Here is an 18,652-nt window from a genome sequence, read left to right on the forward strand (position 1 = left end):
GTATTGCTATTTACCTTTAAAATTGCAGGGCAATTTCTGAGGTGGCGAGGAAGTGTAGGGTTGAGGGGATACTTATCGGTATCTCCAAAGAGAAATGATTCGTATTTCTGCTAGCCGGTTGGTGGTGTGATATTTTCTCGAACGATAAATGACTCCTTAACTATCTGAATGTGGTCAACTTTTTAGTTAGAGGTTTTAGGTTTTAGGAAGCTTTTAATCTTATTGTTATATCTATTTAACTTTTATATTGGTCTACGTATCCTAAATAGAGGCGTTCCGCTACCTATCAAGCTACCGGGCTTAACAAGAATCTCTTCGATCCATCTCTTTAGTGAGATTGGTTACTTTTCCAATTAGCACCACTCTTCCTCCTTTTCGGAAAATTACATTTTGTAGCCACCTGAAAATCTCTGTCGATACTCCCTAGGGGAGAGGCAGGTCTGTTTGTGAAACATTTTCCGGAATGCGCTGACATCCTCATATCCCACTTGCCAAGCGATCTGTTCGACTTGCAATGTGCCTGTTTCCAATAGTTCGCGAGCTTTTTGCAGACGTTGCTGTTGAAGATATTCGGCGGGTCTATAGCCGGTAACCTTTTGAAATCTTCGTAGAAAGGTGCGCTCGCCCAGGTTGGCGAGTTGAGCCATCTCTGCAACAGAGATTGGTTGTTGATAATCCCGGTGAATTTTCTGCTGTACTTTTAAAATTGCTTTATCACCATGATCTACAGGAGGTAGAAAACTGCGGTAATAACTTTGGTAACGGGTTCCCGTATCCACCAACAGGAAACGTCCCAACTCCATCACTATATGGGGAGGCATGTATCGTCCGACCAGATGTAACCCAAGGTCAATCCAAGACATTACACCTCCTGCGGTGACAACATCCGGGTCTGCAATCAGGATGGAATCGATATTCAGCTCTATATCCGGGAACTTCTGCTTAAAGGCATCGGCCAGTCGCCAGTGAGTGGTCGCCTGGCGTCCATCTAATAGTCCTGCGTCGGCCAACATAAAAGCCCCAGCACAAGCGGAACAGGTTACGGCCCCCTCTTTGTGTCGCTTTAACAACCAGGTAGTGACATCTGTCGGTGGCTCCATGTACTCCTGACCTTCAAGTACCGGCGGTACAATAACGATATTTGGGTCTTTAGAAGCCCCTTTTTTCTCGGGTATGACTTTTCCGTCATTAATTAGCCAGCGTGATACCTCAAATAGCGCCTTGGGTTCTGGAATTGACTCCTGACAGATGTGGTTTGCGGTTTGGAACAGATCGATTAGGCCATAAGTCGCCGACCGAGCCGCTCCGGGGATCATCAGTATTGCAATGTGGATTGTTTGGGTCACTAGCCCCCCTGTCAGTTCTTGCCTGTTTTATGTCGGTCTTGCCACGTCTGTATCTTAGCCCATCGCCCTAACATGCGCTTGTACATTTCAAAGACACAACCAAAGGACAACCTTATGAGCAAGACAGCGCTAATCGTCGTCGATATGCAAAACGACTACTTTGAAGGAGGAGGGTGGACTCTTGAAGGCATTGGCCAAGCGTCAAACCAAGCCGCAAAAGTGCTGGCTGAGTTTCGCAAAAAGCAGTGGCCAGTTATTCATGTTCGCCATGAATTTCTCAGTGAGGATGCTCCATTCTTTATTGCCGGTAGTGAGGGTGCGAAAATTCACAAAAGCCTTCTGCCTGTTGAAGGTGAGCCGGTAGTACTCAAGAATGAAGTTAACAGCTTCAAAGGTACGGATCTTAAAAAGCGCTTGGATGAGCTAGGTGTTAATAAATTGGTCATTGTCGGTGCGATGAGCCATATGTGTATCGATGCTATCACCCGAGCGGCAAGTGATTTTGGATATGAAAATACCGTTATTCACGATGCTTGCGCCAGTCGGGACATGTACTTCAATGGTGTCGATATTCCCGCTGCACATATACATGCAGCTTATATGGCTGCACTGCAATTTGCTTATGCAGAGGTGATCAGTGCTGACGAATACTTAGCAAAGTAATTAACTTGCCTGCACCTTAGAGTTAAACCACACGCGATACTGCTATACCTTTATCGCTAAGGACTTTAGGCTATATAAGCCTAAAGTCCTTCTTCGAGCTGCATGAACAGCTCTACTTCTTGATAAATTTCTTTATACTTAAAGATTGTCGACTTGGCTTTTAAAGCACATAGTTTATGTGCGTGAAGAGGTTTAGCTTGTTTTATCTTGAAACTAAAATTCAATTTCATCTGTTTCGACTTCAAAGGTCGTGGAGGACTCCACATTTCCGGTACGTGATACCACTGTCCAATGCCAACCCGTTGGGTGGCACCATTCATGGTGAGGAAGCACTCGATACGGCTTTGGAGATTCTCACAAGCTTGCAAACTTATTGGTGTGATTTCGCATATCTCTGCCTTGAAAGAGCGGATCAGTACGCAAATTCAGGTAACACCTCAAACAGGTGGGAAAAGTAAGATATCCGGACCCGGATGCTACAGGTTGGAAACTCTTTGAAAGCTAGCTTGATCAGCTTCCTTCTAGACACCTCTTAATGCGGGGAGGCACCCTGACGCTGACATTGGATCAATAAGTGTACAGTATTCCTCTAGAACCTAGTGACGCCCCTCCATCTCGCTTATTGATTCATGCTTTATGAGGTTCATTTACACAAACTAAAGATAGTCGTTCACCTATCCCGCTACGATTGCTATCCAAGAAGTGACACTTACCCACCACTAATGATCTAGGGGCAAAGTTGTGGCCTAAGTAAATATCGTCAATTAAAAGACTTGTATTAAGTTACTAGGCGAATAAATGGAATTCTGATTTTGCCAGTGGATACTTAAAAGCCCAGTACATTCGAAAGTCAAATGCTCGCTGTGGTTTTACCGAAGTATGGTGTTACTGCGGTGCCAATGAGTTATGTGTTGAAAATTTGATCATAAGTGCACCATATATAAGTAAAATGGTGCGCCGGTTGTGGATCGTTTTTTAACCGCTATTTTTTGATCTCTATCAATTGTACCAGGTAAAATAGAGGCGCATAATGGGACTTGGACTGCGTCACGGACCAAGGACGAAATGGTACAAAAAAGGTACAGCGACAGCGGGTTTCCAACCCTTCGATCAAACCAATTCTTTCATCCTGTGGGTTTGAAAACGCTGAAACAGCGTCCCAGTAGGTCGACCAAAAAGGCCCTGCAGCGCTCACCCAAGCTCACTCTGGAACATCACTTCCAGAGTTACCTCTACGCGGGCTACTTCAAAAAAGAGAGCGAGTTTTTCCGATGTGCCGACAAGCGGTCAATCGGAATATTCATGCATTGGTCGAAAGAGTAGGAGGCGCGCCCTTTGCCATCCATTTGTTGTTACATGGTCGACCGCTGAAATATGTGAGTCAGCTATTGAGGCATAAGTCGGTCGACAATACAGAAATCTACACCAATATGCTGACTGTGGATGAGGCACATTTTTTGGACGGAGTGGATTTTCATAGAGCCTAAATAGTTGGGCTAAAAGGCCTTGGCAGAAGCGGCCTCCATACGGCTCGCGTTGTTCTGGCTCATTAAATAAACTGCCATTGCGACTGGTATTTGATCGAACCGCGGTTGCGGTATAGCAATAATTTTTTAGCAAGATATTCTGAAAGAAAAGTTCTGACATGAATTCTACGAATACGGATGAACCAATGGCATCTGAGCCCGCTGTTCAGTTAAAGATAGATCACTTATCCACCTTCTCATTGGCCGCACAGCAAAATGCGTATCCCATATTCAGGTCTATTAGCTTGTACGCGCCGACGGCACCCGAAAAGCCAGTGGAAAATGCACCAATTGCACCGTTAAAGAACTTGGTTGTCACGCTACGTTCGGATCCCAAAATCTTCGCGCCAGAAGAATGGTCTATCGATGAAATTCGTCCAGGACAGGTGATCTCACTTCAAAAACGCCCGCTCAACGTGTCACATGACTTGTTGCTTAATTTAACAGAAGAAATGAAGGTTTCCGTTTCACTTTCAGTCAATTTACGAGACAACACTGATGAGGCCTTAACGACTTCTAGATTTACCATTGAGGTCCTTCCGGCCAACTTTTGGGGCGGGGAAAGTAGACAGCCAGACCTGTTGGCTGCCTTCGTGAAACCCAACGGGCTGTATGTTGAATCTTTATTACGGCAAGTCGCGGAAATGCTGGAAAACGGTGGACACGGAAGAAGCATCGATGGCTACCAATCTAATACTCGTGAAAAGCCCTACATGATGGCCGCAGCATTGTGGAACGTTATATTCGCTCAACGAATTGCCTACGTTACACCACCGCAGGGCTTTGCCAGGTACGGACAACGTATACGGCTAGCCGCTGACATCAGCGCCTCTAAAATTGCGGCCTGCCTTGACACATCGCTGCTTTTTGCCAGCTGCCTAGAAGCAATGGGCCTAAATCCGGTGGTAGCGATAACGAAAAATCACGCATTCGTTGGTGTCTGGCTTATCGATGAGCATTTTCCTGTTTTAACCAATGATGATCCAATGGATCTACGTAAACGTATTGATGCACGCGATCTAGTACTTTTTGAAAGCACGCTTGTCACTAATGATTCGCCTGTGACCTTTGAGCAGTCTAAGGAGCACGCACGGAACCTAGTCAGCGAGGACAAAGAGGTCGACTTCGTCTATTTGATTGACATTAAACAGGCCCGTGCGAGAAAGATTAAGCCAATTTCCACCATTGAAGAACAGCCGGAGGAAAAGCCTTCCGACTCAGATACAGCACTGAGCTTACCGATTATTCCGCCGCTTCCTCCGGTCAGAGCGGATGAACAAGTTATCGATGAAACACCAGATACACGTATTGATACTTGGCAAAGGAAGCTGCTTGATCTAACAAAACGCAATTCATTATTGTCATTAAAAGACCGCGCTGTGGCAATAAAGCTCTACTGTCCTGATATCGGTGCAATGGAGGATAGTCTCGCTGACGGCGCGTCGTTCAAATTCCTATCTTCAGAAGAAAGTCCTCTCAATGACAGGGAGCGCAGTGGAGAGACCTTTCGTCTACAGGCTGGGTCCGATATTCATCGGGAATACGCTTTAGAGCAGCTCAACAAGCATGTTCTCCTTGCCAACATGTCCAGGAAGAAACTCGAGCAAAATGCAGTCAATCTTCTTCGGAAGGCTAAGAATGATCTAGAGGAGGGCGGGTCTAACACGCTATATCTGGCTTTGGGCATGCTGCGCTGGAAGGAGAATCCGCAGGATGATCGTTCATACCGAGCCCCCTTAATCCTGATCCCGGCAGAACTTACACGTAGCAGTGCGAGAGCACCCGTCAAAGTTCGTCAGTTACCTGATGAAAGCCCGATCTTTAATATGACGCTCATTGAGTTTCTGAACACTGAGCACAATATAGACCTGAATCAGTTCAGAGAATCTATGCCTGAAGATGAGTCCGGTGTAGATGTGGCTCTTGTCTGGAACACAGTACGTGCAGCGATTGCTGAACAACCTGGGTTTGAAGTTGTCGAAGAGTTGGTGCTTGCGTCGTTTTCCTTTGCGAAATATCTAATGTGGATGGATCTGAAAGATCGCCTCGACGACTTGAAAGATAACCCTTTTGTTAAACACCTCGTTGACCATCCCCAGGATGCCTATGTTCAGGACGCTAGCTTCGTTCTAAGGGATGAAGTTGATGAGAAGGTCGATCCCGAAAAGGTATTCACACCCCTCAACTGCGACAGCTCCCAATTAGTTGCGGTAGAGGCCTCTGGTAGACCCCAAGATTTCGTGCTTGAAGGCCCTCCTGGCACAGGTAAATCGGAAACCATTGCAAATATCATTTGCCACAATCTTGCACTCGGTAGAAAGGTACTATTTGTCGCCGAGAAAATGGCGGCCCTAAACGTTGTTTATCGGCGCATGGAAAAGGTTGGACTCGACCATTTGTGCCTCGAGCTACACAGTAATAAAGCCAATAAAAAAGCCGTGTTGGAACAGCTGAGGATGGCTACCGATAAACGCGACGAGTCGCAGAGCGCCGGATGGGTTGATTCCGTTCGAGCACTCAAAGAGAAACGAGATAAACTCAATGGTTTTGTAAAGGTACTTCACAAAAAATCGATATATGGCATCTCCGCTCGTGATGCGATTGCTAGAGATGTGCGTTACAAAGACAAACATTCACTAAGTATTAATTGGCCCCTTGGATTCGACAGTGCACCAGTTAACAGCCAAGAAAAGCTAGATGATATGCTGGCTGCAGTTAAAGAGTCTGCATTGGCGTATAACGATATATCCCGATTGGATCCTACACCGTTTCGTATAATCCGCGCAAAAAGCTGGTCTAACGCGTGGCAAAACCAGGTTTTGGACTGTTTAAACCGATATCAAACGTCGCTCAACGAAGTCTACCGTTCTGCAGCGACTCTTGTATCCAGCTTCAACCTTAAGCTGCCGGAAAACACACCGCACAATCTTGTTCGTGCCAATCAGCTGGCAAACCTCGTTGAGCTAGCCGAATCAAACTCCCTCGGCTATATCGTTAAACGAGGCGTGAAGGAATCGTTAGACGATCTAGAAGAATTAAGCAGAGCTAAAGCCTCATTTGATAAAGCCCTCGAGACTATAGAGTATAAGGTTACAGCAGAAATGCTAGCTAAAAGCCCTGTATCCGAATGGGTGGAAATGTACGAGGAAGCCAAAGAGAGTTGGTTTAAGCGGGTCTTGGTCAAATTCAAGATAAACGGGGCAGTGAAAAAGCTCGGATACTCTAAATTCAGCGACCTTGACGTCCTTCCTGATCTGGGAAAAGCTGCTGCACTTCAGGAGGACATAAACTCCCTTAAAGGCCGGTTCGAATCTGACAACATCTGGCATGGCTGGGAGACCAGCTCTGAAAGCCTTCAACAATCAGCATCAATAGGAAAATCAGCGTATCACGCTCTGGTCGACGCAGTAGCGCTAACCGACGATCCTGCCGTCTTGCTTACTGCGATTAAGTCAAGGCTAGTTGATGGACGTGATTTTCTCGAAAACTCTAATATTTCAAAACAGAAACATGAGTTTAAACAGTACTGGTCAACCTACAAGGCAATAGCTGAAGAAGCTGAAAAACTAGAGCTTTCGTTTGATGAAAACGCCACGTTAGAAGAGGTAATACCAGCTATTCAGCAGTTGCTCACTGGAGCAGTCAAATTCAAGGCGTGGAGTGAATGGCTTTCAGCGAAAGAAGAACTGTCACGTTACAAGCTCGATAATCTCACCAAAGATCTAGAAGCCAGAACTATTCTGTCGGACGATGCTGAAGATCAGGCTCTCACGGCATTCTGTCGCTGGTTGGCGCCACAGCTCATCGATCAGAGTGAAGAGTTGCGGCAGTTTAAGGCCTCTACACATGAGCAATTGATTGATGACTTCCGAAAGCTCGACGAAGAAGTTTCCATAACAACCAGTGACTATGTGGCAGCGATCGCAGCAAAGGCGGTTCCGGATCCATTCGCCAAAAGTAGCCCTAAAGAATTTGGGCTATTGGCTAGGGAGCTGCAGAAAAAAACACGCCATAAGCCAGTGCGCTCATTATTCAATGAAATGGGCGGGCGATTACTGGACCTATGCCCCTGTATGATGATGTCACCATTGTCAGTTGCCCAATTTTTACCCTCAGATTTTAACGGTTTTGATTTGGTCGTTTTTGATGAAGCATCGCAGATGACTACGTGGGATTCAGTAGGGGCAATTGCCCGAGGGAAAAATGTGATTGTGGTCGGTGACCCTAAACAGATGCCGCCGACCAGCTTCTTTAGTGGGGCAGTGAATGTAGATGATCCAGATGAAGAAGACCTTGAATCTATTCTGGATCAGGCTCTAGCCGCACGACTGCCTCATTTGAGACTGAAGGGACACTATAGAAGCCGGCACGAAACACTTATTGCCTTCTCCAACAGTAAGTATTACGAGAACTCGCTCGTTACATATCCATCGTCCGACACCAAGCAGTCTGCAGTTACACTACATCGCGTAAATGGCGTTTATTCAAAAGGTAAAGGAAGGAACAATCCTATTGAAGCGGCAGCAGTCGTTGATGAAATTGTTCGACGTTTGACCAATCCTGCAAACACTTCCCAGACTATCGGCGTCGTAACTCTGAATACCGAGCAACAGCGAACAGTAGAAGATTTACTGGATGATGCCCGTAGAAAACATCCCCACATAGAACCATATTTTCAGTCTACTGATACTTATGATGGAGTTTTTGTTAAGAACCTGGAGTCTGTGCAGGGGGATGAACGTGACATTATTATCCTCAGCCTGGGCTACGGACCTACCGAAGCACATGGCCGAACGATGAGTATGAACTTTGGGCCATTGAATAAGTCCGGTGGCGAACGCCGTTTAAATGTAGCGATCACAAGGGCTACCAGTGAAGTACTGATATTCTCGAGTTTTGACTCTTCAATGATTGATCTTAGCCGTACGTCGGCATTGGCAGTTGAACATCTAAAACACTATTTAGAATTTGCTGAGAAGGGGCCTATTGCTCTAGCAGAGCAAGCGACCGCAGATTATGGGGTAGACCAATTCGATAGCGATTTTGAGCAATCTGTAGCCTGGGCACTACGAGATAAGGGGTGGAGGGTTCAAACTCAGATTGGAGTTAGTAAGTTCAGAATTGATCTGGGAATAATACATCCAGACCATCCAGGTGTTTATTTGGCAGGCGTTGAGTGTGATGGAGCAACGTATCACGGATCTCCTTCAGCAAGAGATCGCGATCGAGTGCGTCACGCTGTTCTCGAAAACCTTGGGTGGCGATTAGTAAGACTGTGGTCTACAGACTATTTTCAAGATCCGGAAGAGGCGATCGATAAAATTGATCGCAGGTTAAATGAAATACTAGAAGAGGACAGAAGGTCAGCCCCAGGCGTCGAGCAGATTAGCCCAGCTAACAATGAACCTGTGAAAGATATTTTGGCAGAAGAGGCCGAGCGCACAGAAGAGATGATATCATCCGACGAATATAGCCATTTGTGCTACTTCGACGATGACCACAAGGAAACACTTGTGGGTATAGCGAAATCAATTCTCTCCCAGAAAAATGGTATTACACTTCATGAATTGGCACTTGATATTGCCAACCTGCATGGCCTATCAAGGACAAGTAAAAAACAGCTCAAGCACATATTGGAATTGCTCACCCCCTGGGCAGGAATTAAAAGAGATAACATTCATAAGCCCGTAGTTTGGCTATCACCGAATGACATCGTCGATGAAATCCCTTGGCGAGGGCTCGCACCTTGGGAAGAGGAGAGGGACTGGGCAGAAATACCTCATCCCGAAGCCTTGGGACTTGCTCGATTGGCCATTGAAAAATCGCCAAAAAAACCTGTCGAATACATATGCAACGAATTCCGGTTGAAACGCCGACACTCTAAGACGCTGCAGCAGTTTCAAGCATGGGTTGACCAGGTTACTGAGGAATCAACCGTGAACTAGCTGAAAGTGTTGAGGCTTTGTAGTACATGCGCAGGGATAGGCATAGACAGGCAATGGAGACTTTGCGACGGATGTGCAGGAGCTGGAATCTTAGTGGATAACCCAGCGCCGTTCGATCTGCACTTAACCATTTTTGCTAACGAGGTTCAGCCACTTCGGGACTTCCTCGCGAGCATTAACACCGACCTGGTTAACCTAACAACCAGGGACTTAAAACAGACAGAGAGCATCATGGGAGCACTACAGGAAATCATCGGAGAGCTTGACCAGATCACGGTTCGGTACGAACACCGCGATCAATCGTTCGGAAAACAGGGTCAGACTTGGTTATCGGAATTAGCTGCCAAGAAAAAATTGAAAACATGAGGGAGATCAATGGGTTGTGTTAATTCCGATATTTGTGAATATCGGAATATTTATATTGGAGTGTTTTCCACGTATAATTGGCCGCATTCCAACAACAATTTAAAACTTCTATGTCTGCCACCAACCAGCCGCCTGCGCCAATCATCGACAACCTCAGCAATCTTGAGAATCCATTTCGCTACACGAGCTTTTCATCGAGCCAGTATATTAACAAGCAGATTCCCGGCGCTGACACTGATCTGGAATTCGCGCTGAAGTTTCTCTACAGCTATAACGGCAGCCAAGCAACATTTAACAGTTACCGCCGAGAGATCGAACGATTGCTGCAATGGGCGTGGCGCGTAGAGGAAATTTCGATTATGACGCTGAAGCGTGAACACATTGAGGATTTTGTACAGTTTTGCATTGAACCGCCGATTGCTTGGATCGGTACTAAGAATGTAGCCAGGTTTAAAACCAGAAATGGTCAGCGCTTTGTGAATGCAGACTGGCGACCATTTGTGGTCAATGTTTCCAAGGTTGAGTTTCGAGCTGGCAAAACGCCTTCACCCAAAGACTTTCGTCCGTCCCAGGCTGCCATCAAGTGTATTTTTACCGCATTATCATCCTTGTTTGATTTCCTTTATCAGGAAGGCTTGGTCCCAGCCAACCCCGTAGCTCTTATCCGACAGAAAAGTAAGTTTGTGCGGCGCCAACAGCAAAACCAAGTCGTACGACGTATCAGTAATCTGCAATGGGATTATGTACTGGAAACGGCCGAAGTCATGGCTGAAATGTCACCTGGTGACCATGAACGTACATTGTTTATTATGAACGCCCTATTCGCCATGTACCTGCGAATCTCGGAATTGGTTGCCGATGAAAGGTCTGCACCTGTTATGGGCGATTTCAAGAAAGATCGCGACGGAAACTGGTGGTTCCATGTCACAGGTAAAGGTAACAAAGGGCGAGCAATCACTGTTTGCGATCAAATGTTGAATGCACTGAAACGCTATAGAATCCACTTACAACTGCCTGCTTTTCCGAGTATCAACGAGCAAACACCCTTGTTACAAAAGTCCCGCGGCAAGGGACCTGTTACCAGCACCCGACAAGTACGGATCATCGTACAGAGCTGTTTTGATGCTGCCTACCAGAGGATGGTTGAAGAAGGTTTGGGAGAGGACGCTGAGGACTTAAAAGCGGCAACAGTGCACTGGTTAAGGCATACCGGCATCTCAGAGGATGTAAAATACCGGCCCCGTGAGCATGTCCGTGATGACGCTGGCCACGCCAGTATGGCCACCACTGATCGGTATATTGATTCAGATATGCGTGAGCGGCACGAGAGTGGACGAACTAAACGAGTAAAGGAAGTGCGGTAGTAATACCGCCGCCCTACTCTACCGACAAGCTTCCATTTTAAATGACAGCCTAAGTTGTCGTAATCCAAAGTTGATCTGACATTTGGTAGTTTTCAGAAGGTGTTCTGTCAGTCCAAGGTCAAGCAATGTGATTTATTCGGCAGAAGCTATCAAGCCAATCAGTAGTAATTAGTTTAGCTTTAGATGATAGTATCGAATTCACGCCTTTTCAGCTATTAGCTACTAATACAAGCTCCTGCCATCTACAGACGGTATATCGCCAAACATTCCTTGTTCGGCGCTCCAACCACCCTCTACTAATAACAGGGTTTTGTCAGAAAATTTCTACACCTGCATTATCACTAATTAAGTGATCAGTATATTAACCGTACTCTTTTTCCAAAATGGAGCACGTTAAATAGCTGGCGTGCGGTTGAGTTGCTGAATACTGGCAAGCAGTCCAGCGGCATGAATCCCGCGGCCTCGTGCAGCATTGGCCGCATTAGGGTCAGCTCGAGGTGGAGCGTAAGTCAAATTGGTCCACCCGTATAAACGGATTACGGAAGCAACTTTTTGCATAATGGCATTTCTCAAGCAGAGTTCGAGCTCTCCATTGGAAAATCCGATGCCCATATTCAAGGATCGAGATGTCCCTGAAAAATCCGCGTTTGGCTTACCGTTGAACCTAATAGTGAAACCACAAAAATCATCTTCCGACGATGCTAAGCGATTGTTTTGAGCCATAATGACACGAGCTAACTGTTGATGGCTCGTATTACCGCTACCTCTTCCTCCATGTACAATTGGAGCGACATTATGAGTGCCGACGAATTGAGGAAAAATATCATGCTTTATAGGTGTTCTCGTGTTGTAGTGCGGGTTAGTCCCGGCTGCGCCACATAAATCAATGATTCCAGTTGTGATTTCCATCACACCCGTATATGCGTAATTCAACTGTACAATCGCTAAATTACTGAGTGCAGACGGGCTTAACCTAACTGAGAACGGGTAACTTCTCAAATAGCCTCTTGCCATAAGGCGAAAACTCCTAAGATACAAAGCAGTAGTCAACTAATAGCAGCCCAAAACTGCTATCACACACAACCTTGTAAGACAATCCTTGTGGTACTCCATTTTGTAAGTACCGTTATTATTCAATTGCAATCCATTTTTATTCAAATCCATTGCAATGAGGCGATCGTACCGCCATGAAAAAAAAGTCAATGCGATTGTAACTTTTTGCTTTGATGGAAGTCACATATCACAAACCTTTGATACTAGAAACGTCCTCATTGTCTATAATTTACTCTGTCTATTCTGTTGATGACGCTCTAGGGCGTTTAGCTATTACTAACATGTGTGAGATAGCCCTGAAGCAGAATTCGCACTTCTGCCATGCTGTTGAGAAAATTTGTCTCAAACTTATACGACAGTTACCATAAAAAACAAAAACAGATATAGAGCTAAATTCGTGCAAAAGAAAAAGTAATTGTAAATATATTAGTTATCGCAATGTATAGTGTCGCTAAGAGATCAACACCTGCTGTCAAGTTAGGTCATTCGGCTTTTCATGATTAAGAAAGATAATTGCTGGAACAATGCAAAATGCAAGTAAATTTTTGTTTACTTTTTGTGAGCAAGGTCAGTGGTAAGTAATATGTGGAATCTAAGTAAATCTAAGGTAAGTAATGGGTATCACTTTACTATTAATAATAATCGAGAGGCTGTTACATTTTATGAGGCGCTGAAGTACCTTCGGGATAACGCGAAATTTAGGAACTTTTTAATCTCTTCGCTTCAGGCGATTCCATATCAGGCGTATAGATGGGAGACACCAGGATTTACCAAGAAATCACTGCAAGGAATATTTGAGTTTGTCGTTTTAGATGCGCCATCTTTAGATCAAACACCCAACTCAAGCCCTTTCGAGGCATATATTCGTGATACATCAAAGTCCGTTGTTTGGTTTCAAAATCTTGGCAAAGATGCCACTATTGTAGTGCCTTCAAATCAAGAAACCGCTGTAAATTATTGTCACTTAGCCTCCTTTACCAATACAGCACCCAGTAGGCAGCAGCATGAACTTTGGAGTACAGTTGGTGGCTTAGGTCTAAAGCTAGCTTCAAATAATCCTGTTTGGTTAAGCACAGCGGGCGGAGGTGTTGCATGGTTACACATTCGTTTCGATAGTAGGCCAAAATATTATCATTATACAGAGTTCAGAAAGCCGCCCAATAAATAGATTAGTTTAGCCTAAACCTGACGCATATCCTTGAAACGCCACAGGTTGAACATTATTAGATTGAGTGCGCTTAGCACTTAACTTCATAATTCGCGTTTTCGCTTTTGGCGTATAGCGACGCTTAGTTAGCAATTACTGCGAATGCCGGTTTCATCGCTGCAGTAAACTTCTGCGTTTCTGTTACATACATTCTTTGCATAGAGCAAATACTCAGTTTGCTCAATTCTCTAATCTGCCAACGTAAAGAAAATAACGTCAGATATGCAAGAAGCTGTGATCCAGCAATCAGCATCAATCGTAAATATAAAATAATTATCTTTTGCGCTATCCCCTTGAGAAAACAATATTGATTTGAACAAAAACAGGAAGCAACAGCAGACAAGGCCGGAAAATAAACAAGTCACTATATTATTCACAAAACTCAACATACTCTCTTACCAGGAGCAAAAATGATAATAATAAAGTCATACCACAAAAATATACCCAAAAAGAACTTAGAGAAAAATAATATCCCCTCAAAAAATAAAAACTTCCCCACTGAAAAGAACTCCAATGAAGACCGCAAATCCAGCAGGCAACAAAAGCCTAATAAAAGTGACAACCCGACACCAGAATAGCTATACACCTCCTACTATTTGCACCTTAAGCTATTAATTAAAATTCTGGCACGGACTTAAATTATGGCACATCGCCGCTCAAAAAATAGAATATTCTTAATGGGCAGGGTAACAATTGACTTTGAGAGTATCGCCTAAAAAAACTGCAATAGCATTCAATGTCACTACCAGTGAAACTTGGTCTGACCGCCAATCCGGAAAAGCACAAGAAAAGACAGAAACACATCGCTGTATTGCGTATGGAAACAAGGCTGAATATCTGCTTAATTATGGGCGCAAAGGCTCGCTGATTGATCTAGAAGGAAAGCTGCAGCATCGAATGAGAAAAGATCAGCAAGGCAACGATCGTACTACTGCGGAAATTGTAATTAAGGATGTGCAAATTATTGATGATTGGAAAATTGAGAACTGTTAGTTAAATTTAACCCCTTATAACCTTCTTGATAGAGCATGCAGATATCATTCCCTTGAGTAATTCCGGCATCAGTATGAAAAGTAGTTTCAATAAAATGACCACCCTACTCTACTGTACATCCAGGTTTTATTATAAGTCACTATAAATTTCGCCCCTTCATTAAAGCACCAAAATCGGAATATGAGAAAAACTTATGGGCAGTGGTTACTTCGCATGCTTATACTACTGAGTACATCTACTGTACTTGAGTAAGACCAATTTAGGTACTAGCCCCTTGGCACCCCACATCTTAGTTGCGACAGTCATGCCTCTACTAATTAGGTTAAATTAGATAAACCATTTGCACGAGCCCCTCGAAGTCATTTTCTCAACACAGAAGCCCACAAATATTACGAAATAGTTAACGCTATATTTCATGAGACTGTAGAAACAACTTTTAAGAGCTTCGTGAGATCAGTTTCTCACTATACGCCATCTCTGTTTGACCCGATCAACAACAAGGTCTTACATTGCTGAACGAATTTTGAAGTTCGAACAGCCAGCATCCATTATTTCTTTTAGCCAATAATAATTTAATATGCGGCATCACATGAAACTTATAGGACCCCCTAAATTATATGATTAATTTTTAACGAAATATGTTCTTCCTCCAAAGAGTTACTTCTATTTGGTCAAAAAAATAATATAGGACTTGATCATGAAGCTCAAAAAAATAGGTGTATGTATCGCACTTATGTTTGTTCTAATCTTACCAGCATACGCCCATGCAGGATTGTGGGACAAATTTACAACCTGGGTTGTTGATACTTGGGACACTGTTGAAGTGAGAGTTGAAGAGGTTATTGAGGATATAGTTACAACGGTAGAGGATGGTGTAACGGCAGCAATTGGTTTCTTTGTAGATACCGGTGAGTGGATATACGATGGACTAACGACCGTGGTTGAAGGTTCACTTAATTTCTTCTACGGCGTTGCCGATGGTACAGTCACGGCATTAAATTACTTCGGCCTGAATCTCGATATATCGGACTGGTTCACCACGGGGGGCAGAATTCCGAGGACGGTGCGCGGCAGTGGAGCCTTACAGACTATGATACTTCCTCGCATCCTGCATATTTAAATGCCTTCCGTGATCGGCAGGTAGCTTATATCGAACGCGTTCTTGATTCAGCCAAAGCCGAACCTAATAACGATCATTATGTACTCAGGGCTTATTTTGATTTACCACTGGATAAAGAGGCTCTGGCTCGGGGGCTGACCGATCTTTTTACACCAGGAAAGCACGCTTACAAAAACCCTGATATGCGCCTGATAGAATATATTAGGCTATTGGCGGAGAGTGATGAGTACGATGATATTATCCTGAGTGAAATTATCAAACTCCCTTATTGGCAGGACGAAGATACTGAAGGAAAGCGAGTTTACACTTCTGAAAATCACGTACTTATGTGGCTATCTTCCAGCTGGTTACTATCTGAAATGGAAGGTTGGGATATAGGTGGTGGACCCGAAAAACTAAGGGAGCGTCTCGTACGTTATCTGGAGGTTAAAAAGCAGTTTGGAATATATGAGTCCACTTCAAATGTCTATAGCCCATTTTCCCTGACAGCATTGTTAAATTTATACGACTATGCCCAGGATACAGAGATTAAAACCCTGGCTGGACAGGTTGCCCTTATTTTTCTTAATGATATCGCTATGGTCACCAACGACCTTGGTGCTGCTATAGCCGTCGATTCAAGGACCTATGAGGGTGTTCACCAAGATCTTAACTTCTTGAATAATAAGTTCGCACGATATACCGCTTTGATTACTGGCAAAGGTCCACAAGATTTTACGGGTAGTACCCATATGGATATTTTTGCCATGACTACACTTGATGTAAGCAGTGTTGCCTATAATCGCCTTGAAAAACTGAATGGTGAGATTAACATAAGCTATTCTTCAGGCCATCCTATCTCTGAAGTTGATACCGTATGGGCTGGGTTGGACCTCCAAGATAAGTTGATTTTCTCTCAATCTGCCGGCGCCTATGCCCATCCAGAACTCATTGATGAGATGCTGGAATATTACCTGAATCCACTTGCCGGTCTGAACTTCTTTTTGGAAGATTTGATTGTGGAGTCTAACCTGGCAGATGACGTAGTCGATATGTCAGGTGTTCTTCTTACTGAAACCAGTGCACCTTTCACCACAAGCTCAATTATTTCAGAAAAAACCATGGATCTGTATCGCCATGGCAATGTGCAATTATCCTCATACCAGGATTTCCATGCGGGGAATGCAGGTTGGCAGCAGCTGCCCTGGATAGCAACAACCGGTACTATACCGGTTTACACTCGGTCAGGTGCGGAATACGGAGGCTGGAAGGCTGGTGGCCAGGAGCAAATGAACACGCACTTACCCTATATAAAGCAAAATGAGAATGTAGCCCTGGTTTTGTATAAACCTGCGATGGAGCTGCGCTTTATGGATGGTGTTAACAGAGCAACGGACTTTTTACCTGTAGATGACTTTCTAACTGCACCAGTAAATTTGCATTGGCCAACGGAGCAATTCGATGAAACAACCAGTTTCCAGAACTGGCTGTTTGCACGTGAGGGTGATGGTTATGTGGCTGTTTATCGTCACTGCCTGGATACCAAAACCTTTATTCGTAATGAGGAGGTTGTAGAAATTTACAGCTGTAGTGCTGATGAACAAGTCTGGGCAACAGTTGTTGGTAATACCCAGACTCACGAAAGCTTTAGTAATTTCATTTTCACTGTTTCGCAAGCCAAGATCAAAAGCAAATGGTACTGGAGCTGGGCAGAGACCCGCCATGTATGGGAGACAACTTTAGAGGTCGATGGAAAGACCTTAAGTTTTGGCTGGGAAGCAAACGTAGATGATTTGACTGATAGAGAAATGTGGGAACTGGCCAGTGCTAATAACACATCTACTATCGAAATGGCTTCGGTGAGTGGATTCCAGGTCAATAATGTAACAGACACAGAAACTAATACGGGTCATGGTAATTGCGAGAGTTCAAACGATGTGCTTTTACATCAAAATGTAAGCTTTAACGGTTTTGATCCAACAATATTACGTATGGCAGAGGCCGATAACGGTGAATGCTATCTGATTAACGTAGAAGACCAGTCACAAGATATGGAATTGATCCATGAAGGTGAAAAGGTCGATGTAGTGCGTTTTACTAACCGGCGCTTTGTTGGTGGTGAGGCTGATAAGGCTAACGGAATAAATCACGAATGGACCACTATAGAGTTGGACTTCAGTTATGAAAACCCTGTGGTGTTTGCTTCAGTCATTGGTATTGCCGGCACTGACCCGATAACAACTGAGATTCGCAATATCACTTCAACCAGCTTCGATGTGCGTGTTGCAGAGTTTGCCTGGAACGACGGCATCCATACATCGGAAGTGGTGCATTATGTGGTGATGGAGGCTGGTAGTTACTCAATTGCCAATGGATTGAAGCTTCATATTGGCGCTGTTGCACTGGAAGATAATTTGAGTGGCTCCCCGGACTTTGAAACTGTCGGGGTCGACTTACAGGATTACTTACTGATCAGCCAAGTACAAGGTAGTGACAGGGATGAAACACTAAGCACACGTGTCAGAAATAAGAAAACTGGCACATTTGAAATGAGCCTGATGGTACAGGAGGCAAACAGTAATAAAGAGGAAACTATAAAGGCAGTTGTAGGTTATATGGCTGTCGGAAAGCCCCCAGTTAAATCCTTAAAAGTGGCACTTAAAGGAGCCCATGGGAAGTATCTTGGCGCGGCAGGTAATGGAGGTAATGGAAAAACAGCCAACGCCAATGCCTCAGTAATTGGTAGCCATGAGACTATTGTCCTTACAGGAAATAGCCTGCAACAGGGTTGTCTGATTGACGGGGATGAAGTGTGGCTGCAAAGCACCGATGGTTATTATTACAGTGCCCAACAAAGTGGTGCTTTAGATGTCGATAGAACCGCTCGGTACAGCTGGGAAACATTTAAGTTGATCAATCACTCAGACAATTCGGGCTGTTTACAAAATGGTGACGTAATTTCCTTATACAACCCGGAACATGGTAACTATATCGTTGCGGAATCAGATGGCCGGGCTAATGCGAATCGCAAAGCATTAGGTTCCTGGGAGAAATTTGTTGTTTACGACCTAAACGGTAACTAACAAGCAC

The 18,652-nt window shown here is 44.4% G+C and carries 10 protein-coding genes; 8 read left to right on the forward strand and 2 right to left on the reverse strand.

The features are described from left to right. Positions 1 to 383: 383 nt before the first annotated feature. A complete protein-coding gene (locus tag P3339_RS11780; RefSeq protein ID WP_282953531.1) occupies positions 384 to 1,346 on the reverse strand; it encodes a GlxA family transcriptional regulator in 963 nt (320 codons plus the stop codon). A 114-nt stretch (positions 1,347 to 1,460) separates the two neighbouring features. Here P3339_RS11780 and P3339_RS11785 point away from each other — a divergent pair, with 114 nt between their 5' ends. The 4 genes from P3339_RS11785 to P3339_RS11800 all read left to right on the forward strand — a co-directional run bounded on the left by P3339_RS11785 (position 1,461) and on the right by P3339_RS11800 (position 11,210). Beyond that, a complete protein-coding gene (locus P3339_RS11785; protein WP_282953532.1) occupies positions 1,461 to 2,009 on the forward strand; it encodes a cysteine hydrolase family protein in 549 nt (182 codons plus the stop codon). 1,672 nt (positions 2,010 to 3,681) lie between these two features. Further along, positions 3,682 to 9,480, forward strand: a complete 5,799-nt coding sequence (gene proA / locus P3339_RS11790) for an anti-phage protein ProA (RefSeq protein WP_282953533.1) — start codon at positions 3,682 to 3,684, stop codon at positions 9,478 to 9,480. Positions 9,481 to 9,573: 93 nt separating this feature from the next. Further along, complete coding sequence (locus tag P3339_RS11795) at positions 9,574 to 9,846, forward strand: class I SAM-dependent methyltransferase (RefSeq protein ID WP_282950574.1); 273 nt, start codon at positions 9,574 to 9,576, stop codon at positions 9,844 to 9,846. A gap of 110 nt (positions 9,847 to 9,956) precedes the next feature. After that, on the forward strand, positions 9,957 to 11,210 hold the full coding sequence (locus P3339_RS11800; RefSeq protein WP_282950575.1) for a tyrosine-type recombinase/integrase: 1,254 nt from the start codon (positions 9,957 to 9,959) through the stop codon (positions 11,208 to 11,210). A gap of 393 nt (positions 11,211 to 11,603) precedes the next feature. Here the strand turns inward: P3339_RS11800 and P3339_RS11805 are convergent, their stop codons facing one another. Further along, positions 11,604 to 12,224, reverse strand: coding sequence for a hypothetical protein (locus P3339_RS11805; protein WP_020415449.1), 621 nt, complete (start codon positions 12,222 to 12,224; stop codon positions 11,604 to 11,606). 622 nt (positions 12,225 to 12,846) lie between these two features. Here P3339_RS11805 and P3339_RS11810 point away from each other — a divergent pair. The 4 genes from P3339_RS11810 to P3339_RS11825 all read left to right on the forward strand — a co-directional run bounded on the left by P3339_RS11810 (position 12,847) and on the right by P3339_RS11825 (position 18,645). Beyond that, entirely contained in the window at positions 12,847 to 13,431 is a 585-nt protein-coding gene (locus P3339_RS11810; RefSeq protein ID WP_020415448.1) for a DUF6940 family protein, read from the forward strand. 732 nt (positions 13,432 to 14,163) lie between these two features. Next, on the forward strand, positions 14,164 to 14,463 hold the full coding sequence (locus tag P3339_RS11815; protein WP_282950576.1) for a single-stranded DNA-binding protein: 300 nt from the start codon (positions 14,164 to 14,166) through the stop codon (positions 14,461 to 14,463). 733 nt (positions 14,464 to 15,196) lie between these two features. Then, the gene (locus P3339_RS11820; RefSeq protein ID WP_282950577.1) at positions 15,197 to 15,583 is read left to right on the forward strand and encodes a hypothetical protein; all 387 of its coding nucleotides are present in this window, start codon (positions 15,197 to 15,199) and stop codon (positions 15,581 to 15,583) included. A 182-nt stretch (positions 15,584 to 15,765) separates the two neighbouring features. Then, positions 15,766 to 18,645: a fascin domain-containing protein gene (locus P3339_RS11825; protein ID WP_282950578.1), complete on the forward strand. Its 2,880-nt coding sequence runs from the start codon at positions 15,766 to 15,768 to the stop codon at positions 18,643 to 18,645. Positions 18,646 to 18,652 lie beyond the last annotated feature (7 nt).

This window comes from Microbulbifer sp. MLAF003 (genome assembly GCF_030012965.1).
GTDB lineage: Bacteria > Pseudomonadota > Gammaproteobacteria > Pseudomonadales > Cellvibrionaceae > Microbulbifer > Microbulbifer variabilis.